Origin of the sequence: Vibrio neptunius (assembly GCF_000967495.1) — a bacterium.
GTDB classification, from domain to species: Bacteria; Pseudomonadota; Gammaproteobacteria; order Enterobacterales; family Vibrionaceae; genus Vibrio; species Vibrio neptunius.
The window spans coordinates 82,471-106,087 of sequence record NZ_JXXU01000001.1; the positions used below are offsets into that span (position 1 = coordinate 82,471).

26 protein-coding genes are annotated in these 23,617 nt (G+C 43.9%); 4 read left to right on the forward strand and 22 right to left on the reverse strand.

The window, feature by feature from the left end; translation table 11 throughout:
* Positions 1 to 24 precede the first annotated feature (24 nt).
* Genes TW84_RS00305 through TW84_RS00340 form a run of 8 tightly spaced genes read right to left on the reverse strand, consistent with a single transcriptional unit; the run spans position 25 to position 4,530 of the window.
* Positions 25 to 1,038 (reverse strand): HrpJ domain-containing protein, encoded by a 1,014-nt coding sequence (locus TW84_RS00305; protein ID WP_045973536.1) that lies wholly within the window; start codon positions 1,036 to 1,038, stop codon positions 25 to 27.
* A gap of 12 nt (positions 1,039 to 1,050) precedes the next feature.
* Complete coding sequence (locus tag TW84_RS00310; protein WP_045973538.1) at positions 1,051 to 1,704, reverse strand: type III secretion protein; 654 nt, start codon at positions 1,702 to 1,704, stop codon at positions 1,051 to 1,053.
* Positions 1,701 to 2,279, reverse strand: coding sequence for a type III secretion system domain-containing protein (locus tag TW84_RS00315; protein WP_045973540.1), 579 nt, complete (start codon positions 2,277 to 2,279; stop codon positions 1,701 to 1,703). Before TW84_RS00315 ends, TW84_RS00310 begins: the two co-directional genes overlap by 4 nt.
* Before the next feature lie 2 nt (positions 2,280 to 2,281).
* Positions 2,282 to 3,010 (reverse strand): type III secretion system inner membrane ring lipoprotein SctJ, encoded by a 729-nt coding sequence (sctJ, locus tag TW84_RS00320; RefSeq protein WP_045973541.1) that lies wholly within the window; start codon positions 3,008 to 3,010, stop codon positions 2,282 to 2,284.
* Entirely contained in the window at positions 3,007 to 3,312 is a 306-nt protein-coding gene (gene sctI / locus TW84_RS00325; protein WP_045973542.1) for a type III secretion system inner rod subunit SctI, read from the reverse strand. Before sctI ends, sctJ begins: the two co-directional genes overlap by 4 nt.
* Positions 3,290 to 3,607: an EscG/YscG/SsaH family type III secretion system needle protein co-chaperone gene (locus TW84_RS00330; RefSeq protein WP_045973543.1), complete on the reverse strand. Its 318-nt coding sequence runs from the start codon at positions 3,605 to 3,607 to the stop codon at positions 3,290 to 3,292. The genes sctI and TW84_RS00330 overlap by 23 nt, the downstream gene beginning before the upstream one ends.
* Entirely contained in the window at positions 3,604 to 3,819 is a 216-nt protein-coding gene (gene sctF / locus TW84_RS00335) for a type III secretion system needle filament subunit SctF (RefSeq protein WP_006962223.1), read from the reverse strand. The genes TW84_RS00330 and sctF overlap by 4 nt, the downstream gene beginning before the upstream one ends.
* A 9-nt stretch (positions 3,820 to 3,828) precedes the next feature.
* Positions 3,829 to 4,530, reverse strand: coding sequence for a helix-turn-helix transcriptional regulator (locus TW84_RS00340; RefSeq protein WP_045973544.1), 702 nt, complete (start codon positions 4,528 to 4,530; stop codon positions 3,829 to 3,831).
* A 280-nt stretch (positions 4,531 to 4,810) separates the two neighbouring features.
* Between TW84_RS00340 and TW84_RS00345 the strand changes: the two genes are divergently transcribed.
* From TW84_RS00345 to TW84_RS00355, 3 genes are all read left to right on the forward strand, one after another.
* Positions 4,811 to 5,833 carry a hypothetical protein gene (locus tag TW84_RS00345; RefSeq protein WP_045973545.1) on the forward strand — a complete coding sequence of 341 codons (1,023 nt, stop codon included), beginning with the start codon at positions 4,811 to 4,813 and terminating at the stop codon, positions 5,831 to 5,833.
* A gap of 254 nt (positions 5,834 to 6,087) precedes the next feature.
* A complete protein-coding gene (locus tag TW84_RS00350; protein WP_045973552.1) occupies positions 6,088 to 8,043 on the forward strand; it encodes an alkyl/aryl-sulfatase in 1,956 nt (651 codons plus the stop codon).
* A gap of 9 nt (positions 8,044 to 8,052) precedes the next feature.
* Complete coding sequence (locus tag TW84_RS00355; RefSeq protein ID WP_045973554.1) at positions 8,053 to 8,520, forward strand: hypothetical protein; 468 nt, start codon at positions 8,053 to 8,055, stop codon at positions 8,518 to 8,520.
* A gap of 90 nt (positions 8,521 to 8,610) precedes the next feature.
* Here TW84_RS00355 and TW84_RS00360 read toward each other — a convergent pair whose 3' ends face one another.
* The 14 genes from TW84_RS00360 to TW84_RS00425 form a co-directional block, all read right to left on the reverse strand.
* The gene (locus TW84_RS00360) at positions 8,611 to 9,612 is read right to left on the reverse strand and encodes a metal-dependent hydrolase (protein ID WP_045973556.1); all 1,002 of its coding nucleotides are present in this window, start codon (positions 9,610 to 9,612) and stop codon (positions 8,611 to 8,613) included.
* Between the two features lie 67 nt (positions 9,613 to 9,679).
* On the reverse strand, positions 9,680 to 10,531 hold the full coding sequence (locus TW84_RS00365) for an MBL fold metallo-hydrolase (RefSeq protein ID WP_045973559.1): 852 nt from the start codon (positions 10,529 to 10,531) through the stop codon (positions 9,680 to 9,682).
* Between the two features lie 349 nt (positions 10,532 to 10,880).
* Positions 10,881 to 12,068, reverse strand: coding sequence for a hypothetical protein (locus TW84_RS00370; RefSeq protein ID WP_045973561.1), 1,188 nt, complete (start codon positions 12,066 to 12,068; stop codon positions 10,881 to 10,883).
* Between the two features lie 20 nt (positions 12,069 to 12,088).
* Complete coding sequence (locus tag TW84_RS00375; RefSeq protein WP_045973563.1) at positions 12,089 to 12,568, reverse strand: type III secretion protein; 480 nt, start codon at positions 12,566 to 12,568, stop codon at positions 12,089 to 12,091.
* A gap of 67 nt (positions 12,569 to 12,635) precedes the next feature.
* Positions 12,636 to 13,226: a type III secretion system translocon protein SseD gene (sseD, locus tag TW84_RS00380; protein WP_045973565.1), complete on the reverse strand. Its 591-nt coding sequence runs from the start codon at positions 13,224 to 13,226 to the stop codon at positions 12,636 to 12,638.
* 14 nt (positions 13,227 to 13,240) lie between these two features.
* On the reverse strand, positions 13,241 to 14,680 hold the full coding sequence (gene sctE, locus TW84_RS00385; RefSeq protein ID WP_045973567.1) for a type III secretion system translocon subunit SseC family protein: 1,440 nt from the start codon (positions 14,678 to 14,680) through the stop codon (positions 13,241 to 13,243).
* Positions 14,673 to 15,146, reverse strand: a complete 474-nt coding sequence (locus tag TW84_RS00390) for a SycD/LcrH family type III secretion system chaperone (protein WP_045973569.1) — start codon at positions 15,144 to 15,146, stop codon at positions 14,673 to 14,675. The genes sctE and TW84_RS00390 overlap by 8 nt, the downstream gene beginning before the upstream one ends.
* Positions 15,147 to 15,155: 9 nt before the next feature.
* Entirely contained in the window at positions 15,156 to 15,947 is a 792-nt protein-coding gene (locus TW84_RS00395; protein ID WP_045973571.1) for a secretion protein EspA, read from the reverse strand.
* Between the two features lie 48 nt (positions 15,948 to 15,995).
* Positions 15,996 to 16,571, reverse strand: coding sequence for a type III secretion system translocon protein SseB (gene sseB, locus TW84_RS00400; RefSeq protein ID WP_045973573.1), 576 nt, complete (start codon positions 16,569 to 16,571; stop codon positions 15,996 to 15,998).
* A gap of 372 nt (positions 16,572 to 16,943) precedes the next feature.
* Positions 16,944 to 17,285, reverse strand: coding sequence for a hypothetical protein (locus TW84_RS00405; RefSeq protein ID WP_045973575.1), 342 nt, complete (start codon positions 17,283 to 17,285; stop codon positions 16,944 to 16,946).
* 48 nt (positions 17,286 to 17,333) lie between these two features.
* Complete coding sequence (locus TW84_RS00410) at positions 17,334 to 17,522, reverse strand: EscE/YscE/SsaE family type III secretion system needle protein co-chaperone (RefSeq protein WP_045973577.1); 189 nt, start codon at positions 17,520 to 17,522, stop codon at positions 17,334 to 17,336.
* An 8-nt stretch (positions 17,523 to 17,530) separates the two neighbouring features.
* Positions 17,531 to 18,736 carry a type III secretion system inner membrane ring subunit SctD gene (gene sctD, locus TW84_RS00415; RefSeq protein WP_045973579.1) on the reverse strand — a complete coding sequence of 402 codons (1,206 nt, stop codon included), beginning with the start codon at positions 18,734 to 18,736 and terminating at the stop codon, positions 17,531 to 17,533.
* A 12-nt stretch (positions 18,737 to 18,748) separates the two neighbouring features.
* Positions 18,749 to 20,203 (reverse strand): EscC/YscC/HrcC family type III secretion system outer membrane ring protein, encoded by a 1,455-nt coding sequence (locus TW84_RS00420; RefSeq protein ID WP_045973581.1) that lies wholly within the window; start codon positions 20,201 to 20,203, stop codon positions 18,749 to 18,751.
* Positions 20,200 to 20,589 carry a hypothetical protein gene (locus TW84_RS00425; protein WP_045973589.1) on the reverse strand — a complete coding sequence of 130 codons (390 nt, stop codon included), beginning with the start codon at positions 20,587 to 20,589 and terminating at the stop codon, positions 20,200 to 20,202. Before TW84_RS00425 ends, TW84_RS00420 begins: the two co-directional genes overlap by 4 nt.
* 206 nt (positions 20,590 to 20,795) lie before the next feature.
* Here TW84_RS00425 and TW84_RS00430 point away from each other — a divergent pair, with 206 nt between their 5' ends.
* Positions 20,796 to 23,576, forward strand: coding sequence for a two component system sensor kinase (locus TW84_RS00430; protein ID WP_045973591.1), 2,781 nt, complete (start codon positions 20,796 to 20,798; stop codon positions 23,574 to 23,576).
* Positions 23,577 to 23,617: the final 41 nt, after the last annotated feature.

A 23,617-nucleotide genomic window follows, 5' to 3' on the forward strand; every position in this document is an offset into this window, starting at 1 on the left:
TTTTTCTCCCCCTTAACGGATTGATCATTCATTCCACTGATCTAAAAGTTCCAGCATGGCTTCCTGAACATGCTCTTTTTGTTCGGGATCTCGGTAACAAGTTTCTGACATGACTGCCATCAGCTCTTTCCACCGCCGTAAAAATATAACTCGACGCTCATCCACCAGCGCTAATCGGCCGATGATCAATGACAAGGCGTCGGGATAAATCCAAGATTGCTCTAACAGCTCTATCGTGGCAGACATCACCGATTGCGGTTCCAACGCCATGGCCTTAGCCAGCGAAACGCAGTGGTCTTCAAACGTGAGAAAAAGTAGTAATCGTTTAAGATCATTAATGGTTGCCACCACTTTGGTCATATCATCCGTTCTCTGTCCTTCATCAAGGGGCTCCGCCATCGAGCGAATTAGAATTCGAATATATTGTCGGCGATTTTCATGGCGCTCCAAGAGTTCAAACCAATGAGCCAAGCCCTTCTCACCACGTTTCGCATGCTGATACAGTTGGCGTACCGCACGTAAGCCTTTCTTATCAACATTCATTCCTTGTGCCGCAGCGATAATTTCTAGCTCTATTTCTTCCTCGGCGAGCAAAGTCATAAGACGTTTCTTAATCTGCTTTTTTATTTCGGGATCTAGACCTTTGAAACCAAGCAGTGAGGTCAAAACCAGTGCCATTTTCCCTTTGTCTAAACCCGATTTTTCTAGCGCAGTGAAAATCTGAGAAGCATCTTTCATTTGTGATAGTTGCTCTGAGATCCGATTTATGGATTGGCGTGCTAGCTTATCCATTTGTTGAAGCAGCTTCTCTATTCCATTCATCATTGGATCTTGTGCTTTTGATGCAAGGTTCATACGCTTCATCATGCTACTAAGTCCAAGGCTTAACCCCTCCATGGTTTCCTCCATAGCTTCCGCCCTTACTTCGGCTAGTGCCGCGCTTGCCAAAGTCGCAGTAGACTCATTGGCTGGTGCCGCCGAGGCGGTACTTTGCGGAAATGCATGAAATTCAGTATTGGTGTTTCCTTCAACTCTCATTGCAAAACTCTCTCAAGCGGTTGACTGTTGATCTGAAGCCTTTGAAAACGAATCAAGCAATATCTGTAATTGCTGATCCAGATCGATTCGAATTACCAGACAGTCAGACGTGAGCTCAGCTTGTGCTTGGTTAAGTTCGGCTTTAATCTGCACATTCAACTGCTCACCAAATTCTTTTTTTAATCTCGAATAGTGTGCTTGTGGTACAAACAGGGTCAGGTTTTCTTTATCTACCTGATAGGCAATTTGGTCGCTTATCCTCTTAACCAAGAACTGACAAATGTCTTGCTCTGTGGACCACTGCTCAAGCACTTTGCGAACTTGCTGACGGATGCGTCCTGTAAGGTTTTCTATTAAACTCCGTTCAAGTTCGCCTTGGTCTACAAGCCAACTAACGGACTCACTCACAGCTTTTTTCTGCGCTTGCTCTCGCCATGCGGTTTCCAATTGTTCCGATTTTTCACGAGCTGTCTGAAGTATGTGCTCTGCTTGTTGACGAGCTTCATCTCTTTTCGAACGTGCATGGCGAACGATGGCGGCAATGCGCTGACGCGCTTTCAATTCACAATGATTTCTGCGAATGGCATTATCTACTTGCTGCTTTGACACCGTATTGCCACACTTATCTAGCTCACAATGTGTTACTGATATAGTGAATGGCTTCATAGAAAACGCTCCAATCTAAATATCCAACTTTCGACCTTCTCAGTATCCTCCTGAGTAAGTGTTATCGGGGTATCGAGCACTGGTAAGCTCAGGCGAAGTAGCAACCAAAAAGGTTGATCCTTCCAAATGGAGTAAATAGCGCTGGTACTAAAACGCTCTGCCTGTTCCAGTACATTGCTCGCAGACCATGCTGGTGGCTCAGAGCCTGCTGGCCATAGTGCGATTAATTGTTCAATTTGAGTCTGAGTAAATGTCTGCAATAGGACTCGTCGATACGTGCTATCCCACAAGTAATCTGGGCAGTTTTGCGACAATAGTCCGGCAGCTGTTGCCAATAGAGAAATCCTTGGTAATACAGGCAGCCACTTTTTCATTTCCTCTGAGCACTCTTCTAACCAAATCGATTGGCACTCGACGCGGCTTAGGATGGCACTATCAAGACGCTGACGCACCAACGGGTTGCGCTCCGGAATGGATTGCCAAGGCTCTAAATTCAGCTTCGTCCACCATTGCGCATGCAATCTTGAGCTGACTTGCCTCAGTGTTTTGTTTAGTGATAGCGTATCAATAGACATGATCAGCTCTCTTTCCTTCGGCTAAGCCCCAACCCAGCAACGCCAGCAATGAGTACACTGCCTAAACCAACGGTCACTGGGGTTTTGTTTGCTACCACCCAGTTCTGAACATCATCCCAGTCTGAGCTAGATTCTACGACTGGCTGATAACGGAAGTCTGCGGGCTGTAAGAATAGGCTGATGTTTTCATATTGCAGATCTGGGACTGCATTTTTGATCAAATTCCGAATCTGAGACTCTGAATTGCCTAAGTTCGCCTCCGGTGAATACTTGATGTAAACAGCCGCCGATTTGTCACTCGGTACCGTTCGCCCTGTAGACGCATTTTTGTCACTTTGAGCAATAGAGACCCGTGCACTGATGACACCATCCATACTAGATAGCGTTCTCTCCAATTGCTGCTCTTTTAAATAACTCATTTTGGCCTCTTCCTGAGCGGGAGAAGAGACAAGCTGGCCTGAAGGAAATAGCTGTTCAATACCGACATATTCGGCCTTCGGGTAACCATTTTGTCTTAATAATTCGACTGCATTAATGAATTGATCTTTTTCGATCTTAAGCGTTACCTTGCCCGTTTTTGCGTCAGTTTCTGAACTTGCGTCAATATGATTGAGCATGAGCAATGCCACCATTTGGTTGGCTTCAGACTGCGGCAGGTTCTGGTAGAGTTCGACTTTACAACCTGTCAACAGCAAAGCCATCACTAAGGCTAGCCATCTGAACTTTTTCATTGCATTGTCACCAGTTTATTAATCGATTGAGATAGGCTCCCGGCTGTTTTCGCTGCCAGATCGACTTCCACTAGCGCTCTTGTCACCATGGTTTGGCTTTGAATGGCCTGATCGGGTGAAATTCCCATTGGCGCATTGGAGTTAGGCATTGGGCCGACAATATCATTGAGCTTGGATGTTTCCTGCGTATTCTGTTGCATCAATTGACTGAACTTATCAACCATGGCTTTGTCCGGATTGATTGTCTCTGTCTGTGTCTCCAGAGCCGAATATGTTGCCTTAGCTATTGCACTCAGTTCCATGTGAACCTCCGGTTATCAATGAACAAATTTTTTGCGTGTCTGCACTTTCAGCGGTTGAGGAGTACAAAAAGCGCAGTCCTTCAGCTTGAGGGGTATCTAACCCATTAAGGGAACGTATCGCCTGAGCTCTTTTGTCCAAAGCAAAGTAGATCAAGCTTGCACAAATACGTCTATCTCCTTCATCTTCAATCAGCGATGAAAATGCATTGAGTATGCTAAGTGCTTGCTTTTCGAGTCCGTGGTTTGCGGCCGCCAACGCAGCTTCAACAAGCAGCTGTTTGTCTGAACTTTTCATATCTTCGCTATGATCCCCTGCACCATATCTTTCACGGCTTTGATCAAAGCACTCTCATACCCCAGAAAATTAGAGTATTGCTGAACCGAAAATTGAGCTTGTAGCATTTGATCAGGGTTATTCGGGTCCGCTTGTGCCATTTTTGTTTTAATGTCTTGAGCAGATTGAGCTGACATTTGGGACAATTGATTGATAATTGCATTAAGATCCATGATGACCTCCTATCTTTTACCGGCGCGTAAATCTGATGGGCTGCATTGATAACGCTTTTTGAATGCACCGATAAAATGAGAATGACTGCTAAAACCCGCATCAAAAGCGACGTCAGCTATTTTTCGATTTGTTTCTAGAATCACCTGTTTCGCATAGCTTAAGCGTTGTTCGGTCAGCCAAGCTTTGGTTGATTGACCATAGTATTTGTAGAAAGCTGTATTGAGCTTTGTCACTTCCATTCCAAGTTGCTCTGCGTAGCGGGATACTGACCATTGCTCATAAAGATGCTTGTTTACGAAATCAAATACTTTGTCATTTGGGTCTGCGTATTGGTTAAGCAACTCTGAAAAATATGGCTTGTTCATCTCAAGACAGTAGGTAAAAACAAAGCGCAGCATGACTTCTTTGTTTACTTTATGAAGCTGCTGAATGACGTTAACAAGCTCATCAAAGACTGGGACAGTTTCTATTTCACCGTTGATTGTTCGTAGTCCAGTATGATTATGTGTTATCAGCTCAGTCAGTAATGGATAAACCTGACAAATCTCACCAGGATAGAAAAACACACTCATCCAATCACTGCGACTCGCTGCGTGTATTTCAGCTTCTTCTCCGATCATAACGAGCTGATTTCCCGCCACCTCTGTTCGTTTTCCTTGATAATCGATATGACCTGGCTTAAGGAACAAGACCACCTGTAATGCTTTCATATCAACGACCTTCTTTTCGTTTTGTTGTGTTTAGTCTGCTTGGATCAAGCTCAGGTAGGTATCAGGTGAACACCTGAATTCATTGTTGTAAGGTCATGAGGGGTTGCCCCTAGCTATCGATTTGTAAACCGCGTTCCTTGTATTAGCTAAACTGGTTAACAGATAAGTAATATTGATCACTGCCTAAAAATCACCCCTACAAATAGATTTGTTAGTTACAAGGTTCTACAATTTGTGAATACCCTATTTTTCATAGATATAACTGCACAGGTGCCGTCGCATGTTCAATAAAAAAGTCATCAGTACACAACATCAATACGATCACCTGAAAGAAGTTACGCTACAACCGGGTGATGTGATTATTGCTAAAATGTTTCCTGGACACGCTTCAAAACCAACAGAAGTTTTGATTCCTATGATGCAAGATTCTTTCATTCATAAGAAATCTTTAGACGAGAAAGCAGGGATGCAGTTACAAGGCTCAGGAACGTCCGAACACGCTGCTTTAGCGATATCGAAAGATGAAATTGCTGAAGCGAGCGGAGAAGGTGTCGTAAGGTCTATGGCCCTAACCAGTAAACGAAAGAATGGCTGGGTTGTATTTAGATGTTCCGACAAGGTGTTAGCCAACGGCGCGAGCAAGATAGCCGCTGCTTTGTGTAAACACAATGTGAATACTAGAGACAAAGACTTCTTGTATAAAAACAATATCACCGGTGGTAAATATGACAAAATTGGCTCTATCTCATCACTTTTAAAGAAAAGAAACTTCAACTCTGGGACCAATCAGTATATTCAAGACATTCTAGATTTCGTTTATGGGATAAGTAAACGAGCTCCCAACATGTTCTGTTCAGAATTAAGTGCATCGGTATATGAGTGCGCGTCGGTCGCTCAATACGGAAAAACCTGTTTTGGCTCCGATCCAAGAGCCGTTACCCCTAAATATTTAGAGCACTTAGTTAATACAAGTAGCCTGTTTAATTTGGTCGGTAAAGTGCCGCCTAGTCCGCTGTTCTCTCACACTCATATGGCGGCAATGAAATATCAATCCGCGCTCAAATTTAGACAGAGCAAGGCGTCAAAAACACTCTTGGTTTGTATGTTGGATCTGATCAAGATCGGAACGTTTGGTGAATTATTGTATTTCTATGAGGAGTGTTTTGGATTTAGAGTTAATCCCGCTTACAGGGACAGCATTGAGCCGTTTATTATCTCAGGCAACTTACGAGCAAAAAGAAGCGGCAGACTCTACAATATTGTTTTCAAAGAGATAGGCACTATGAGTTACTTTCGCCGGTGACACGAAAACGTGCCTCAATTTAATTGAGCTCTATTCTACCATGCCAGCTTTAGCCTAAGGTCTTACCTGCGGCCAAGCTGGTCATTTTTAGTTTATTGTTTCTAATAGCAAAATCTTTAATACCAATAAAAACAATAACAATTAATAACTCAAGTCTCATTAAAATCCACCTAAACCTCTAATTATTAAGACAATATTTGCACTCCATCATTTCTATCCTAACCTTAGAGCATACAACATGCAGGAGAGCCTCGATGAAGGAAATAGCAACGTTAGGACTGGCGTTATTGGTGATGAATAGTGCGAATGCATCTGAGCCCAAAGACGCCTCTGATGTCACCAAAGAAGTGAATAATCAAATTAAACAAGATCTGCCGTTTAACGACAAACGTGATTTCAAAGATGCTCAAAGAGGCTTTGTTGCCAAGCAAGAAGTCGTCACAATCACGAATGAAAATGGTGATATTGTTTGGGATCTGGAGGCCTATAAAGATTACATTAGCTTAGATAAACCCTCGCCAGATACCGTCAATCCAAGTTTATGGCGTAATGCTCAGCTAAATATGATCAACGGCTTGTTTGAAGTCACTGAAGGCATTTATCAAGTTCGTGGTTATGATTTGTCAAACATCACCTTCATTAAAGGTGATACAGGCTGGATAGTCTTTGATCCACTCATATCACAAGAAACAGCCAAGGCGGCGCTTAATTTTATTAACCAAGAACTGGGAGAAAGACCAGTAACGGGTGTCTTCTACAGCCATAGCCATATCGATCACTTCGGGGGCGTACGAGGCGTGGTGGATGAAAAAGACGTCATTTCAGGTAAGGTGCCTATTGTCGCTTCATACGGTTTTACTGAACATGCCGTCTCAGAAAATGTGATCGCGGGTAACGCTATGGGTAGACGTGCAGTCTATATGTATGGTGCACTTCTACCAAGAAATGAAAAAGGTGGCGTAAATGGTGGTTTGGGCCAGACGACGTCAACTGGTATTGCGACAATGATTAAACCAACGGACATCATCAAAGAAACGGGAGAGAAACGGACGATTGATGGCGTTAAAATGGTTTTTCAGTACACGCCCGGCTCAGAAGCTCCTACTGAAATGAATATCTGGTTCCCAGACAAAAAAGCGCTTTGGATGGCAGAAAACACGACCAACACGATGCACAACATTCTTACTCTGCGAGGTGCTCAAGTACGGGACGCCCTAAAGTGGTCGAGCTACCTGCAGGAAACCATTGATTTGTGGGGAGATGAAGTGCAAGTCAAATTCCAAAGTCATCACTGGCCCATGTGGGGGCAAAAAGATATTGTTGAGTACTTTAAAACACAAAGAGACATGTATAAGTACACACACGATCAAACAGTACGCCTAATGAATCAAGGTTATATTGGTTCAGAAATTTCTGAAATGATCGAATTTCCGGATGAAATTGGTAATACTTGGAGTTCAAGAGGCTATTACGGCACCTTACGCCATAACAGCAGAGCTGTGTATCAGCGCTATATGGGCTGGTACAACGGCAATCCATCCGATCTAAATAACCTGCCCCCTGCCGATGCTGCAGAGAAATATGTCGAATACATGGGGGGCGAACAACAAGCGCTCAAAAAAGCAAAAGCAGATTTTGACAAAGGCCATTATCGCTGGGTTGCCGAGGTACTCAAACATGTTGTGTTCGCCAATCCAGAAAGTAAAAAGGGTAAAGAACTTCTGGCAGATACCTATGAACAGCTGGGTTATCAGGCAGAATCAGGCCCTTGGCGCTCAGTTTATCTACAAGGTGCGTACGAGTTAAGGAATGGCACTCCAAGCACTGGTGGGACGAATGTTGCTTCTCCAGATATCATCAAAAATATGCCGCCAGAGATGTTGTTTGATTACTTAGCCGTGCGTATTTTACCGGAAAAAGCGGCAGGTAAAACTTTATCGATGAATATTAATTTCACCGATCTCGATGAGCAATACGCACTCTATGTCGAAAACTCCGTGTTAAATCACACCAAGAAACTCGCTAAAAACCCTGGGGTCTCTCTGGCGCTAACCAAAACGACACTCGATGATGTGCAACTAGGGAAACTTACGTTAGAACAAGCGATTGCCGATGGTTCTATCCAAATTGAAGGCGACCCACAACAGCTCAAAGACTTTGTTACTATGCTGGATAGCTTTAACTTTTGGTTTAATATCGTCATCCCATAGGAATCTCTTATGAAGCAGCAAATTGTCTCGTGTATTGCTTCTGTGACTCTCGGATTAGCAAGCTCAATTAGTTGGGCTTGCTCATATGATGGACTGTTTACCAACCCATTTAGCGAGAGCTACCCAGGGGCACTGGATGTATCGATTGCTACTCAGCTAGCCATCCGGTCTCAGAAGTTGCCATCGATAGAGAAAATAGAAGGCTCCGCAGGCCTACAAAGAACTCGATGGTGGCTAAACTTATTGGTCAAAGTGAATGGCGATTGGCCAAAGAATACATATGTTTACGTTGTCGATCGTCGGTTGTGGTCGCGAATCCGTCAGGCTGGAACTTCTATTGATATACACGTCTCTCCTCCCCCTCATGAAGCCGATGTTTGGCAGCTGTCAGAAGCGGCACTGCATAGTTTGATCTCAAAGGCACTGACTATAGATCAAGCAATAAACCTTGGCGTGTTAAGCAGGAGTGAGACATAAGACGACAACAAAGATTAGCGTGACGACTGAGCGTTAAAATCGCCACGAACATTTGCATTAGTCAATGCTTTGTCTCGACCCGCAGTACCCTTAAAAGTCGAACAACATACTCCAAAAGCGTTGTCTTGTTTCTGATGAAGTATTTCTGTGTGTCACGTATTGAGCATGAACGTTTTTCGCCGCCGATGGAGAAAGTTTAATCCCCCAAAGTGGAGCAAACTGATTGGGCACTACGGAATAGCGGACGTCAATCACACCCAGTTTGTCATTGGGATCTATGGCTAGATAACCGTCTGAAAAGCGTCGAAAGCGTTCAAGGTCTTTAGCCTGTTGTGAATGCATATCAAGCCAGGGAAGATCTCTTTCGAGATCTATTCTTGAAATCGATTCACCGGCATAAACTTTGGTTGTTCGACCTAACCTTACCGCATCTACATGGTAGTAATTATCCGTTTCATAAAGCACTTTCCAAACTAGTAAATTGGCAAAACTCGGCTTAACCACCAATCGGTTTGGGGCGTGGTTTCGCACTTGAGCCAATTGCCACCCCTCATGATAAGCTCTTTCCTTTTGTATTACTCCTAGGGATAAGTAGGATAACCCCCAAAGCAAAGCGACTCTCGCTCCCCATGGTGTCCTCTTGCGTAGCGTAACGGCAATACCGATCAAAAGCGGTGCAGTAAAAACTGGGTCCACGATAGACACTATGTTCCATGCATATCGTTTATCAGTGACAGGCCAAAGCAATTGCGTGCCATAAGAGGTGCAGGCATCCAGCAAGGCATGGGTAGCGAAGCCAAGTGCACAATACAACCAACTTTGACTAAATTTAAGCCCAAATCTTCGAGCAAACCACCAATGTAAGACTAAACTGCAAACCAAGCTACCTAGCGGTATGAATAGAAGAGAATGGGTAAATTGTCGGTGGTACTCAAGGAACAACAACGGGTCGTGAGAAGAGCGAATGAACACGTCTAGATCTGGTGACATGCCAGCCAACATACCTAAGCCTCCGGCAACAAGTATGTGTTTTTTATCACTGACTGCTTGGGGTAAAGCCGCCCCTATTAGCCCTTGCGTTAACGGGTCCATCCTTTTTTTCTCCCACACGTTGCATCATAAAACCTTCGAGCCTGTTTGACGTCACATTGATTCAGGCTTAATCAACACTTGGTTCACTCGGCTTATACTGTTCCTTGGTGGCTAACTCAACTTGTTGATCAATGAAGTTAAAAAAGTTGTCTTGGTTAATAAACGGGTTACTGGCACTTCCTTCCCTCATTCTATCTCGGTTAGAGAACAGGTTGTTTTTATGAGGATGATTAGACAAGTTTACCGTCACCATAGGGCTACTGTTTGCTATTTGTTTCACTCTTTTCATGCTCGCGAAATATTGCTTTACGAGCTCAGGGTTTTGGAAATTAATACCATGCCCACCGACAACAAAAGCTCGATACGCTTTTCCGTCATCTTCCACTAAAAAGTCAATCGATAAGTCGCCTTCAGTGTGCCCCGGCGTGATGTAAAACTTAAACTTTGTATTGCCTAGTAAAACTTCGGATTCATCTTCAGCAAATTTGAACACACTTGGTGGAATGAACTTATTCTCACCTTTACTCTTTTGTGACTGTTTTTTTGTGAGTTCTAACCCTTTTTTTGTCATGATCACCTTAGCATTGTAGGTGGACTGAAGAAATTCTGCCCCACCGACGTGATCAGAATGCCCATGCGTAACAATAATGTGACTCACCGTTTTGTCGCCTAATCCCAATTTCCGTAGGTTCTCTGGAATCCATTTGCTATATGGAAAGTCTAGAGTGTCGATAATCACCAGACCAGATGATGTTTCTATCGCATAAGAAGACACCCATTTGTCTCCGATGTAATAGACGTTGTCGAACATCTTAAATGGCTCAACATAGCCATTTTCAACACTCATCTTAGGTATATCCGTGTGTGAAAGTGTAGATGCCGAAAAAAACAAAGTGATAAGACATAGAGTTAAACGCATTCCTTTCTCCATCATGCAAATATGTACCAAAAGTTCCCTCGACTCAGCCTTTTGAAGCATATCAATAAGACTTAGGGCGCGTAAGACTACCACATTTTATGAAATCATATGTCTATTTGCACATATCAGGCGGTCTGCGCTTTGGTGGGCGAAGAAAGAGAGTGCGTCGTTGCTTGCGTCAAACCAGAAAGGTTCTTCTTAGGACTCTAATCGAAAAGGGACCTGTCCGTGTCGACAGGCCCTAGAGCAATCTATATTTGAGTTGTGTTCGATGGCGACATGTTTAGATCGATACTAATCGGCAGTATCTTCAAATTTGATACTAGTTAACAGTACGAGCTCAAGGCTTTCACACAATGACAGGCGATAACTTTTTTACATCCTCACCCGCACCACCTGAGTTCATAAACGCTTCTAGTTTCAGCTTGAGATCGTTCAGTAGTTGATCTTTCTTGGCAAGTTCTTCTCTGAGCATAGCTTCGCGAAGTTTAGCAGCGTTTTGGGCAGCGAGAAGAATCGCCTGAGATTGCTCCTGCTGTTTAGCCTTCTCGCTCGCTAGATGGAGCTGTTCATCTTTGCCTTGGATTTCATGGGTAAGTTCGTTTCGTACTTGCTTCGCTGAACTGAGTTCATCAGACAAACCAGATACTTTTTTAGACAACCCTGACAATTTGGTCGACATGTCTGCTGTTCTCATCGACATAGCAACGGACATGACTTCGTCTGTAAGTTGAGATTTTAGTTTCTGTTTATGCGCTCTGAGTTCACTGTCTGCTTTCTCTTGTACTTTTTTGTTGTTGTCTAAGCTAAATCCGAGAGCTTTGTCTCCGGCTGCACCAACCCCAAGTTTTGCAAGCTTGGTTGTGGAGATCACACTGCCAGCGGCTCCAAGGGCTGACGGTACTGAGACAGTCCCTGCATATAGAGTACCTATCGTAAGGCCTAATCTAAGTAGTGCAGAGTTTGCTTTCGCCCAATACTGTGCTCTATCATCACTCATCCCCATCTTTTCAAGCAGTTTATAAGTAAGATTTGAAATGGTATCCGCCCCCATTTTAAGCCCTTCACCTCCATGCGCTTTACTGTACCAATTGGCGGCAGCACAGCCAGCATCAGAAACCGCCAATGCGAACGCGACGCCAGCTGCTGCTACAAGTGGAACACCAAGCCCACCACTAAAAACCGTAGCTGCGATAGCAAGCCCTAAACCAATTCCCGCTATTGCAACATTGAACAGCTCTTTAAAAAAGGTGCTTTTTGCGACGTCCACCCCTGCTTTTTGCGCCTGATCGTAAAGGCGGGTTGAGTTTTCGATTAACTGTTTTGATTCTGTTGTTGAGGTTTTATGTGTACTTAAATAGTGACTTTGCGCTGGTGTAACTGCAAGGTCCAAATGGTTAACCGTATTCATCTGGTCTTTGAGTGGCACCTGTGAAATATCGAACTTTCTTGCTTCAAGTTTTGATGTCGATTTCGGCATTTCTAAATCTAAATAGCTGAGGTTTGCCAGTCGCTGGGCAGAAATCTCTGTTGGCATGTAAGCTCTCCTAATACGAGTTAATCAGTAATGTCATCAAGTAACGATTGTGCAATTGAACGAATCTCGGGTTGCTCAGGGGGAATGTAACTTTGTTCGATACTGGTTTGTAATGCATCAATAGCTTCAAGTTGTTTTTTCAGTGATAAATAACACTGCCCTATTCTGAAGGTAACGCCAGCGTCACAGGCATTCATCAAAGTGGCATACCCATAAAAGGTCAATGCATGTTCAAATTGATCTAGAGCGTGAAGAGTGGAAGCCATACCGAACATGTATTCACGACGCCAAGGATTATTCATTACTAGATAGGTAAAATGAGTCAGAGCTCCGGACATATCTTGTTCTTGATATCGCTCCAGAGCACTTTGATAGGCCTGTTCTAATTCTGATTGTTTCACACCATTGAGCTGCGCCAGAGTTTTATGACCGCTGACTACATCCTGAATGGATTCTGCGACTTGATTGATGTCGACTGGTAGGAAATTTGTGTTTGTCATGAGATATTCCATCATCTGCAGAGCACCTAAGAACGGCACTCTGCACTAGGTTTATGTAAAGAAGAGATCAGTTATGGACAGCGGACGCAATGCGACCGTGAAGTTCAACTAACTCTTTGACCAGTGAACGCATCTGCTCTGATATTTGACGTGCTTTATCACTCAGTTCGTTGACATTTTTGGCATAGTTCTGAGCGTTCAACGCTTTGAATTCACCATCCACTTTTTCCATTTCAGCGTCCTTGGAGATTGACGCCGATACCATGGAGCCTGCACCATCGACGCCTTTGCCCAATGCTTGACCGAGATGGGTGGCTCCTTCACCAAACTTACTCGTTGCACCAACGCCCACCATACCAATAGCACCTGACAGAATTTGTAGCCCACCAGACCATGCAGCAGACTCAAACGCACTTTTGATTGCGTCACGTTTAGTGTCCATCGACGCTTTTTGCACATCCCAACCTAACAGTTGTTGTTTTTGGTTGTATTCCTGGAGCACATTGCGCAGTTTCTTGAAGATCTCAGCCAGTTTTATGATCAGCTCGTTGAGCTGTGAGATCGCATCCATTGCTTCACTTCCAGAAACATCTAAATCATAACCAGCGTGACTTGACGCGTTTACTGGAGCATTGTTTGATACTTGTACTTCACTCATAACTTCCCCCTTAGCTACACTGCTGACGTAGCAATGCGTGCTTGTAACATACCCGTTTCATTGATGACTTTGCTTGCACCGTCTAAGGTGTCCCCTTGTTTATCCACCAAATCTTTGATGGTTTTGGATTGCTGCTCTTTAGCTTTGTCGTACCAGTCGTAGCAGAATTCCATTAGGTTTTGCTTGAGGATCAACTCTTCAATTTGTTTTTGAAGTTTCGCTTTCTCTTCAGTCACGATACCGCTAGTAATAGCTTTTCCAGAACCCGCTGAAGCGCGAAGTAAATCAAGTGAGGTATAGGTACATGCTTTAATGACAGTTTTGATAACTTCATTGCGCACCATAGTTGTCACTTGTTTGGTGATCTCCTGAGCAGTGATCTGAGCTCCTTTCTCGATGGCAGCAGTCGCTGCTTTTTCTACCGATTTAGTCACGATTTGCTGTATCGCTTCTTCACTGAACGCTTTGCCCAGAGACTTAGCAATTTGACCGCCGCGCTCTGCTACTTGCTCTACGCCCTTACTGACACCACTCATCAATTGCTTGCTAACCTGCTCTGCGACTTGCTCAGAGACTTGTTTACCCACTTGCTGCGCGATGTTGGTTACTTCTTGTGCAGAGCCTTTACCTATGCTTTCGACTAGTTTCGGGGCCGCCTCTTTCATGGCGGTTTCAGTGCCTTTGGCAATCGAGCGTGTGGCTGAAATGGCTCGACCTGCCTGGAAGATATCTAAGGCCATACCGACAATTTCTGCACCTAGTTGAACTTTTCCCGCTACATCAATCACTTGCTGGCACTTCTCTTTATCCGCCCCGCAAAGAATCGCCGTTTCTGCAGCGGCTTTGACCATGCCAGCAATGCCTGCTGTGAGGTAAGCTGCACCACTCGCCATATCCAATGCCCCGCCAGCCACATCTCCAACAGCTATCCGCGCAGCGCCTTCAATCAACTTGAATACGCCGACAACTGCTTCCACCGCTCCAACAATCCAGTCGAAGATCGCACCGAAAATGCCGCCTTTATGGGCTTTCTCAGATTGTTCTATTCGCTTAGCGAGTTGCTCCTGAAACTCTTTGACTTGCTGATCACGCAGTACGGCTTGAGTGTCCGTCATCAGTCTACTGGCTTTAGCAGCGGCATTCGCTGTGTCGCCAAAGGTCTTTAGTCCTAGGTTGGCAGCCATGAGAACCATATCGTTCATGGAAGCTTTTTCTAGTTGACTAACTGTAACGTTGTCACCCTTGTGAAAAGCAGATAGCACACGCTGTAATGCCTGACTTGCTGCGTCTGAGCCAACCACACGCGTTTTTGTTTCGCGGTCAATGACATCAACAAGACCACCAGGTGTTCCAGATGAAGGCATACGCGCCTTGGTTTCGTTACTTTTATCAAGATGCTCAGTTTCCGATGTGCCCGTTACTGACATTTGGGTATTGAAGCTAACACTAGTCATGGTGAACCTCCTGAGTAAATTGAGCTAAAGCTTTGTTCGCTTTCTCTGCTATCTCGTCCCACACTCCGTCAGGGTGACAATCGCATACACGCAATGCCGCTTGGTAGGATTTCATCGCATATTCTTTATTGCCTACGGCTAGGTAATTGTTACCTGCAAAGTAAGGACAACGAGGGTCATCTACTTTGACAATACCAGCACGACCAAAACAGAAAATCGCTTCTTCATATTGTTTGAGCTGCTGGCAACATGTTCCTAGTGCAAAGAAGTATTCAAAGTTCCATTGGTCAATTTTCATTAATAGATAGAAGATCCGTTTCGCACCTTGGTAATCGCCATAGTTCATAAGTTGAGTACCATACTGGTACAGAAGATCTAGATCTTTCTGTTCTACGTCTGCCAGCATTTTGAGTGATCCACCCTGCTGCAAGAATGACTGCAAGGTTTCAAAGTCTTTCTCTACCATAACGACCCCTTATCTAATGTTTTGTGCAATGGACTTGTTCATCTCTGCTAGCATAGTTTGCATGCTGTTCAGCAGACTCACGGTCACGTTGTAGGTTTGCATGATTTTTTGCAGCTGAAGTTGTGACTGAGAAACAAAGTCAGATGCACGGTTAGATACAGTATCAAGTGCTGCTTTGACCGCTTTTAGTTTACCTTGGTCAAGACCACCCGATGCTTGTAGGGTATCGGCGATGTGCTGCATGTGTGCCTTGCTAATGCGCTGGCCAGACATATAGCCCACTTCAGGCAAACTCCAGATATAATCACATGCCCGCTTTCCATCAACCTTAATACCGTGTTGATCCATGTAAGTGACAACATCCTGCCAACTGTATGACTGCATGCCTTCTGGACCACATGCGTTAATCTTTGCTTTGAGCTTGTCGAGATATTTTGCCGATGGATCATTGGTTTTGAGATACTCGCTAATAGACATACCATCAACCGAGAAGCCATTGTCCTGCATATACTTGACGACTTCAGGTGGTAGTTGACCCGTTGCTTTGTCACCCTCTTTTGCAACTCTGGCAATCACCTCGTCAACGCGGTTAGCCATGTCTTGAGCGGTGCGAGATACATCCGCTTTTGCTTGCATCTGTCCGTACTTAGCATCGGCTAATTCAGACAAAAGATTCATGAATAAATACAATACCGCTACGCCACCCGACAATACGCTATCGCCATTAATCGCATTTTCTATTTCAACTTTGTCATTTTCTTTCGACAAAGGAGCGCTCACGCCGTTATCAATTTGAAGCATAACAACTCCTTTTTTATAAATTATTGAACAGATTTATATTAATAATAATTAACGGATATTCTGGGCAATAGACTTATTCATTTCAGCCAACATAGTTTGCATGCTATTTAAAAGACTGACGGTCACGTTGTATGTCTGCATTAATTTTTGCAATTGAAGTTGCGATTGTGAAACAAAGTCCGACGCTCGATTCGATACGGTTTCTAACGAAGCTTTGACCGCTTTTAGTTTACCCTGGTCAAGACTATTGCCATTTTCTTGGAGATATTTGTCGATCGATTTTCCATCGACAGTAAAACCGTTATCTCTCATGTAGGTCACAACATCCGAAGGCAGAGTTCGCGTTGCTTTATCGCCCTCTTTTGCAGCTTCCGCCACTTTTTCGTCAACCCGGTTTGCCATATCCTGTGCAGTGCGTGACACTTCTGATTTTTTCTGCATCTGAGAATATTTTGCATCGGCCATTTCAGACAATAAGTTCATGAACATATAAAGAACCGCAATACCACCAGAAAGCACCGAGTCACCCCTTGCTGCGATGGTATTTTGAATATCTTCACTTTGTTGAGAGTTGATGATGCTAGTACCTTGAGTACCTGATGTATCATTAAGATTAACAGCCATAATATTTTCCTCGTATAGATAGGTTTACTACTACAAGCTGGGTTCTAAATTGGAAAGTCACCATTTAGCATCTCAGTTTGTAGTTCCATATTACCGCTGGTATCTTTTTTTTATTTCAAATATCAAAAAATCATCATTAAAGGTGGTTTGACCAGTTTATTAAAATGTATTTTAAATATCTAAAATTATAATAGAATCAACCATGTTTCTACATAAATTCATGCCAATCATGAAACCTATTGTCGTACCCTGCAGACTTTAATTCCAACTGTACTTATAACGAATCTGAGTATAAAAAAACCGGTACAACAATTTCGCTATACCGGTAAGGGACCATAATGGTCATTGACGAATAAATAAGACTTTTGAAATCTACATGTATTTCTTGAGCACTCTTTTCTTTGGCTTAGATGGCTCTGGCTTTTGAACATCAGAGTCTCCAAGGGTTTTGAACCCATCTTCTAACCGTTTGAAATTGTCTTCCAGCTGAGTCACTTTCGACATGATGGCTTGCTGGGAGTGGTTAAAACCTTGGGGAAATGCCTGATTCAGCTTTTCTAGTTTCCTACGAGCCTCAGGGTCATGCGCTGATTTTTCCACCAGGACCTGAATTTCACTCTGCAATTGCTCAAATTCTTTCATCTGTTCTGCAAGCATACTACGACGGATGTTTAGATCATCCATTACGGATTTAATGTCGTTGAAGGTATCCATAGTTTTCTCCGGTTTACAAAATAATACATAAAGTAGGTGATGTATTTTTTACTGGTAGCGCTTTGCCAAAATACTGATCACATCCTGAGCGGCGTCAATCGCCTGATAAAGACTCTCTGAGGCAGGGCTGTTGCCCTTATTCAATTCACGACGTGCATTTTTCAACTGCACAATAAAGTCGTCCTTTGTGTTCGGTTCTCGTTTTAGTGTCGATTCAAGTTGAGTAATTCGCGCCATAACGCCTCCTATAAAATAAAAGGTATATGTATAAGTTCACCATCTCGGCTAAGATCTAACCCTTTCAGGTCGATATGACTTACCACATAACCACTATCAAGTTTGCTGTTTAATATCAGCCGAGTGCCATTACTTAACTCGACAAAAGGATGGCTACTGTTACCGCCAAAACTGACGATTTGCCCAGATAGATAACGAGATAGATTGTCTCTCACTGGAATGTTCTCAAATCGAATATCGATGTTCTGGCCAGTGTGCGCCATTAACTGGGTACCTACCTGACGTATCTGAGAGCGCACTTTGTTTTGAAAGTGTCCTGTTACCATGATGCTGTCCTGACGACGTTCAACCATCAGACCGTTAAGCAGACCTTTTTCACGTAGAGCCTCAATGAATTTTTGAACATAACCACCAATATCATTGGCCACTTGCCAGTGTTTAAGACCCTGAACTTGTTCTAATTCACGAGTTACTTTGTCCCACTTCTCTCCTGATTGGATCGCACCAGAAATTCTAACGACTCCCATTCTTCTTGATGGCATAACGTTGATGTTCTGATATCCATTTGCGCTCAGCACTGATTCCACGTTGCCAATCAGAGTGTCAGTGCAAACGGCCTTATTTGTAAAACGAATAGAGTGCTGTTTTAATCCTTCTTTTAACTTAGCCATCGCTGTTGAGTTATCGCAATAACCTGTCATTGTCACTACACCATCCACTCCCCAATTGGCATTGACCTGATGCAATGCGGGTACACTGAGCTGATTTTGCAACCACAGCTGCGGATCGAAGACAGGTGTCGCTTTCTCGGGTAGCATCAAAGTCAGAGCCATCAGAGCGGCAGTGAATAATGTCAGTGTCAGAAGTACGACCTTTGCCGCCCGGCTATGCTTGGTTTGGGCATGTCTAGGGAGCTTTTGCCATTCCAATGCATGATCAGCTTGACCAAGTACCAGACCCACACCACAGACTTCGATTGGCACCCCCATTGGTAACGCCTCTTGGGTATTTATAAGGTTGCCGTTTGCCCACACTTGGACTGTGTCTGTTACAAACACACTCTTGTCTTCAACCCTAATGTGTAATCGTTCACGTTCAGCGAGTGGCACCATAATGTCGCCGCTAGGTCCCATTGAGAGCTCACCCTGAGGTAGTTTCAACTCTCTACCCTGCATTGGGCCTGTCAGCCATAAAAGCTTGGTACTGTTTTCCATAGCTACTCCCATTTATTGATTGACGGGTTCTGCCTTGATCAAGAACAGACGCATAACACTTTGCTTACTATGGTCTGTACTACGGAAAAGTCCCCCTAATAGCGGGATATCACCCAACAATGGAATTTTATTTTCTACGGTATGGTCTTTCTCTTGAACGAAGCCACCAAGCAACAGACTCTCACCAGTTTTCAGTGTCGCTTGGGTAGCAATCTCTGAGTTCTCCACTTGAGGCAATGGATCTTTACTGCTGACGGGCTTGGATTGTTGGCCATCTTGAATATTTAGTGACAGCATCACTTTCTTATAGTGGTTCTCAGTGACCAGTCTTGGCGTCACTCTCAAAAGAGAACCTGTTGTTACAGACTCCAATTTCGCGACTTTTTCCCCTTCAATCTTGGTGTAAAAGGTAACGTTTTTATCTAACACAGCCTGCACATTGTTTAGCGTTACGACAGAAGGTCTCGAAAGAACTTTTGCTTTCGAATTCTGCTCTAGTGCATTGAGCCGAACCATAAAGTTTCCAGTATTACCAATCACAGTCGAGAAATTATCACTACTTAAGCTGCCCTGATTAAACGTAATACTACCACCTCCGATTTTAGCCGCTGCTGACCAGTCGATACCTAATTGGTTAAAATCTGATGTATCGACATCGATGATGGTTACCGAGACTTCAATCATGGTCGGGGTAATATCGAGTTGCTTGATCAGAGAAGCGTACATTGCCATGTCCATTTTATTGGTACGAATGATCACAGCGTTCTGACGGGAATCGGCAGAAAAGCTGGTCGAGGTCTGGTTGCTTTCATCAGGCCCTTGATCTTGCTCTATTTGTTTAAGTACAGAGACAACACCTGGTACGGTGACATCTTGGCTTCGATAGCTATAAACCGTATCTGTAGCTGATGCATATTTAAGCGGAAAGATCTTGACGGACTTCTGGGATTGAGCGTGCTGTTTCGAATCATTGTCCAACTGCTGGACAAACTTACTTACCGTACTTACGCATGCTGGTACGCCGTTTACCTGTACTGCATGAAGCCCTGAAATTGGTGTCACTTCACATGCAACTTTATCCATGAATCCAGCTTTCGCGATGTAACGCGTCGCCTCCTGATTGGACAAAGAGGACAGTGAAATTACTTCGTTGGTCACTTCTCTTGCTTTGTTTACATGCAACAAATCGCCGTCATAGTACCAGACTAAGCCGTATTGTTGAGCTAGCATCTTCAGTATCTGCTTTGGTGTCTGACCCTCAATTTGACCACTGAAAGTGTCTTTTACCTGATCGCTCACTTCCATAGGAATACCATAGTTTTTACCTACATCTTCAATGACAGATTTTAACGGTGTCCCTCGGCTATAAAATACAAACGGCTCACCATGCCACTGGACAGCAGATATTGGTGCAGCATGGGCAAAGTTGATCGTAAATAGAAGTAACCAGCATAGTAATTTCTTCATAGTTTTCTCCTCCAAATACGAGGCTTGCTAAGAGCTGTGGGTTTCAACATTTCTTGCTCAAGATACCTGCCTAGAGCCAGTTGCATCTTGAAAGAAGAAACCAACTCTTGGTCGTCGAGATCACTGGGGTAATAACGCCACAGCACCCACTCCTGATTGTTGTGATCTAAGCTACATTCCCACCCCTCTTCACAAGCGGCGAGCACCAGAGAAGCTTGTATCGACCATACTCGATCGCTTGGCGGTTCTATCTGTATTCCTATCGTCACGCAATGCTCTGATTTCAACCAGCGGATTCGTCTACTCGCACATTGACCCTGCCATTGGCTATCATCTTGTAGGTTATCTGTAACTAGATAGCCCATCGCAATTAAACGTTCGATCATTGGAAACCTCTTTCTCCGATTTCGCATTCAGTATGTATCGCGAGGTGATGGTGCGGTATCAGGTGAACACCTTAGTCTCTCGTAGGCTGAAAAGTTTTATCATCTATATCAGGGAAAGATGGATCTTACGTGATGCTTCACGCTAAGGTAGAAAGAACGAATCTCAGAAGTGATTGCGTTAAAAATCAATGACTACAGGAGTAGACATGAAAACTCGTTGGAATTCTTCATTGGTCACCAAGCTCACCATAGCCTTTATTTCGGTGTTTATGGGCTTGTGGGTACTCATTCAGATCAATGCATTCGACAACACCTACAACAGTACGTTAAATCAAACACTAAAGAGCTATAACCAGATTAGTGAGATTCGAGCGCAGATGAATCGCAGCCTTTTTGCTCAAGCTATGGATGATACTCAACAATTCGAGCAACGTCTTCAACGGTTCCAGACCATGAAAGTGGACCCAAATGTGGAGTTAGTTGCTCATCAGTTCAATATTGGCAAAACCTCACCGCACATAGAGCGGAAACAACTTTGGGCGCTTCAAACGTTTGGCATCGCAGGCCAACAACGCTACGTTGATAGCTTTATTATTGAACCAGGACGACAAGTGTCCATTTATGCCGCATCTGAGGTCGAACGCTCCCATCTCGATCAGCGACTCGATGAAATTGTCGAATTATCGCAACTTCCAACTGAAGATGGTTTTCGCTGGAGCGAGCCAAAATATGATACCGCTAGAGATAGTACCTACCTGCTGCTTAGCTACACATTAAACCCAGAGGATGAGAGAGCTCGTCAAGTCGGATTTGCTATTGATATCAAGGACGTCGTTACTGTATCCAACGTTTATTCCAAAGGCGATCAGAATTTATTTCTCACACCTAAAGGGGTGATTCCATTTCATGGACAGGACAAACCCAATTCACAAACTCAAGCCCAACTCAATAGCCACATCATTCACTCAGGAGGGATTGAAAATGTAGAAGAGTTATTTGAAGTCGCTGATTATTACGTCGTAAGCAAATTCATAGATGGACCTGATTGGCTCCAGATTTCAATGGTCCCTAAGTTGAGAATTGAACGAATAGCTTACACCCCATTTTATAGCGAGCTAAAGTGGTCGTTAATCTCTTTTGCTGTGATGATCTTGGTGATGCTTTGGATCCTATGGAAGTCACTGGCAGAGACGATCCGCAACTTTGTAGGCATCATCAAAAGTGACCGTCAGCCGACTTTCGCTCGTCGTTTGCCCGAATCACGAAAAGATGAACTTGGTGATATTGCTCGCGCATATAACATGTTGCTCGACACCATTAAGTCAAGCTATGACGAACTAGAATCGAAAGTAGAACAACGTACGGTTGAGCTCGCTCATGCCAAACAACTTGCTGAAAAAGCGACGGCGCGAAAAAGCGAACACCTCACCAATATTAGCCACGAGTTGCGTACACCTCTTAATGGCATTACAGGCTCACTTGAGTTGTTGCGCAATACTCAGATGAATGAACAACAAGCCGATTTAAGAAACACTGCGTATACCTGTGCTAAGTCTTTGCTTAGCATCATTAACAACCTACTCGATTTTTCAAGAATTGAAGCGGATCAGATAGAGTTAAATCTAGCCAACAATCCACTACTTAAGGTGGTTGATGAAGCCATGCTGACCATTCAATCAAATGTCGTCAACAAGCCTATTGAATTAAAAACTCTGGTCGCAGACAATGTGCCAGAAAGCTGCACATTTGATCCTATTCGTGTCAGACAGGTACTGGTCAACTTACTGGGCAACGCAGCTAAGTTCACTGAGCAAGGTCACATCTTTCTCTATATCGAAGTCAAAGACGACACGCTTTGTTTCACGGTCGAAGATACAGGGCCAGGTATTGCCGCCCACAAACTGGATGAAGTGTTTGAACCCTTCAGACAATCTTCTTCACATCAGGTTGGAACTGGCCTCGGATTACCAATTTCCCGGAAGCTCGCGACCATTATGGGGGGGAATCTAACCTTAAAAAGTGAACTTGGTACAGGTTCAACTTTTATTTTCTCTTTGCCTATGACGGAGCCCGGAATGCGATTACTCCTTAAACAAGGCGTCATTGATGCACCAGAAAATTTACACACACAAATTTCACTTTGGGGTGGTGAGTGTGTCGACAACCACTCTGATTCACTTCAAAACCAAGAACTGAATTATTTGCCTTGGCGACTTTGGAAGCGTCTATACGAAATTCAGCATGGGATTTCAACCGAGAAAACCCTAGTTCCCGCGAAGGAAATGTTACCCTGGAAATTAAAGATACTCCTAGTGGATGACGTGGAAACCAATCGCGATATCATCACCAAGATGTTGACTGAGCTCGGTCAAGAAGTGATTTGCGTAGAGAGCGGTGAGTTCGCCTTACAGTCTGGCGAACGCCATATCTTCGATTTAGTATTGATGGATATACGAATGCCTGGTTTAGATGGTTACCAAGCAACGCAACTTTGGCGTGATAGCGAGTCTATCCTTGATACCGAATGTCCTATTATGGCGTTAACGGCCAACGCCAATCATTCTGAACACGATAAGTCTATGCACCTGATGAACGGTTATCTCACCAAACCGGTTTCATTAAAGGAGCTGGCAAAAGCGCTTGATATTGCGGCAGAAATTCAAATAGATCGCGACATGCAGCCCGATATCAATATCGATTCAAATGCCCCGATTATGGATTTCACTGAAGAGGAATTTACTCAACGTCTCGCCAATCATTTCCAAGATATGGCGCAGGCAGCCAAAGAAAGTTTTGCCGATCACAATTGGCAGGAACTGAGAGATATATTACACAATGTTAAGGGAAGTGCAGGTCTCGCAGGTGTAAATCTTGTGTCTGAAGCGGCAGCAGAGTTAGAAAAGCAATTAGAGCTAACCAACCATATTAACGCGAAAGAACTCGAGCCTCTGCTTCGAGCCTTGAAAAACTATCAAACGCAGTCTTAGCTAACCGAGCCCCAGGGAAAACGGCGATCCTGTTGGACACA

What these genes read in the sequence shown, in the direction of transcription:
- TW84_RS00305 (WP_045973536.1), bottom strand. Translation starts at nt 1,038, where the DNA reads ATGAGAGTTGAAGGAAACACCAATACTGAATTTCATGCATTTCCGCAA.
- TW84_RS00310 (WP_045973538.1), bottom strand. Translation starts at nt 1,704, where the DNA reads ATGAAGCCATTCACTATATCAGTAACACATTGTGAGCTAGATAAGTGT.
- TW84_RS00315 (WP_045973540.1), bottom strand. Translation starts at nt 2,279, where the DNA reads ATGTCTATTGATACGCTATCACTAAACAAAACACTGAGGCAAGTCAGC.
- sctJ (WP_045973541.1), bottom strand. Translation starts at nt 3,010, where the DNA reads ATGAAAAAGTTCAGATGGCTAGCCTTAGTGATGGCTTTGCTGTTGACA.
- sctI (WP_045973542.1), bottom strand. Translation starts at nt 3,312, where the DNA reads ATGGAACTGAGTGCAATAGCTAAGGCAACATATTCGGCTCTGGAGACA.
- TW84_RS00330 (WP_045973543.1), bottom strand. Translation starts at nt 3,607, where the DNA reads ATGAAAAGTTCAGACAAACAGCTGCTTGTTGAAGCTGCGTTGGCGGCC.
- sctF (WP_006962223.1), bottom strand. Translation starts at nt 3,819, where the DNA reads ATGGATCTTAATGCAATTATCAATCAATTGTCCCAAATGTCAGCTCAA.
- TW84_RS00340 (WP_045973544.1), bottom strand. Translation starts at nt 4,530, where the DNA reads ATGAAAGCATTACAGGTGGTCTTGTTCCTTAAGCCAGGTCATATCGAT.
- TW84_RS00345 (WP_045973545.1), top strand. Translation starts at nt 4,811, where the DNA reads ATGTTCAATAAAAAAGTCATCAGTACACAACATCAATACGATCACCTG.
- TW84_RS00350 (WP_045973552.1), top strand. Translation starts at nt 6,088, where the DNA reads ATGAAGGAAATAGCAACGTTAGGACTGGCGTTATTGGTGATGAATAGT.
- TW84_RS00355 (WP_045973554.1), top strand. Translation starts at nt 8,053, where the DNA reads ATGAAGCAGCAAATTGTCTCGTGTATTGCTTCTGTGACTCTCGGATTA.
- TW84_RS00360 (WP_045973556.1), bottom strand. Translation starts at nt 9,612, where the DNA reads ATGGACCCGTTAACGCAAGGGCTAATAGGGGCGGCTTTACCCCAAGCA.
- TW84_RS00365 (WP_045973559.1), bottom strand. Translation starts at nt 10,531, where the DNA reads ATGCGTTTAACTCTATGTCTTATCACTTTGTTTTTTTCGGCATCTACA.
- TW84_RS00370 (WP_045973561.1), bottom strand. Translation starts at nt 12,068, where the DNA reads ATGCCAACAGAGATTTCTGCCCAGCGACTGGCAAACCTCAGCTATTTA.
- TW84_RS00375 (WP_045973563.1), bottom strand. Translation starts at nt 12,568, where the DNA reads ATGACAAACACAAATTTCCTACCAGTCGACATCAATCAAGTCGCAGAA.
- sseD (WP_045973565.1), bottom strand. Translation starts at nt 13,226, where the DNA reads ATGAGTGAAGTACAAGTATCAAACAATGCTCCAGTAAACGCGTCAAGT.
- sctE (WP_045973567.1), bottom strand. Translation starts at nt 14,680, where the DNA reads ATGACTAGTGTTAGCTTCAATACCCAAATGTCAGTAACGGGCACATCG.
- TW84_RS00390 (WP_045973569.1), bottom strand. Translation starts at nt 15,146, where the DNA reads ATGGTAGAGAAAGACTTTGAAACCTTGCAGTCATTCTTGCAGCAGGGT.
- TW84_RS00395 (WP_045973571.1), bottom strand. Translation starts at nt 15,947, where the DNA reads ATGCTTCAAATTGATAACGGCGTGAGCGCTCCTTTGTCGAAAGAAAAT.
- sseB (WP_045973573.1), bottom strand. Translation starts at nt 16,571, where the DNA reads ATGGCTGTTAATCTTAATGATACATCAGGTACTCAAGGTACTAGCATC.
- TW84_RS00405 (WP_045973575.1), bottom strand. Translation starts at nt 17,285, where the DNA reads ATGGATACCTTCAACGACATTAAATCCGTAATGGATGATCTAAACATC.
- TW84_RS00410 (WP_045973577.1), bottom strand. Translation starts at nt 17,522, where the DNA reads ATGGCGCGAATTACTCAACTTGAATCGACACTAAAACGAGAACCGAAC.
- sctD (WP_045973579.1), bottom strand. Translation starts at nt 18,736, where the DNA reads ATGGAAAACAGTACCAAGCTTTTATGGCTGACAGGCCCAATGCAGGGT.
- TW84_RS00420 (WP_045973581.1), bottom strand. Translation starts at nt 20,203, where the DNA reads ATGAAGAAATTACTATGCTGGTTACTTCTATTTACGATCAACTTTGCC.
- TW84_RS00425 (WP_045973589.1), bottom strand. Translation starts at nt 20,589, where the DNA reads ATGATCGAACGTTTAATTGCGATGGGCTATCTAGTTACAGATAACCTA.
- TW84_RS00430 (WP_045973591.1), top strand. Translation starts at nt 20,796, where the DNA reads ATGAAAACTCGTTGGAATTCTTCATTGGTCACCAAGCTCACCATAGCC.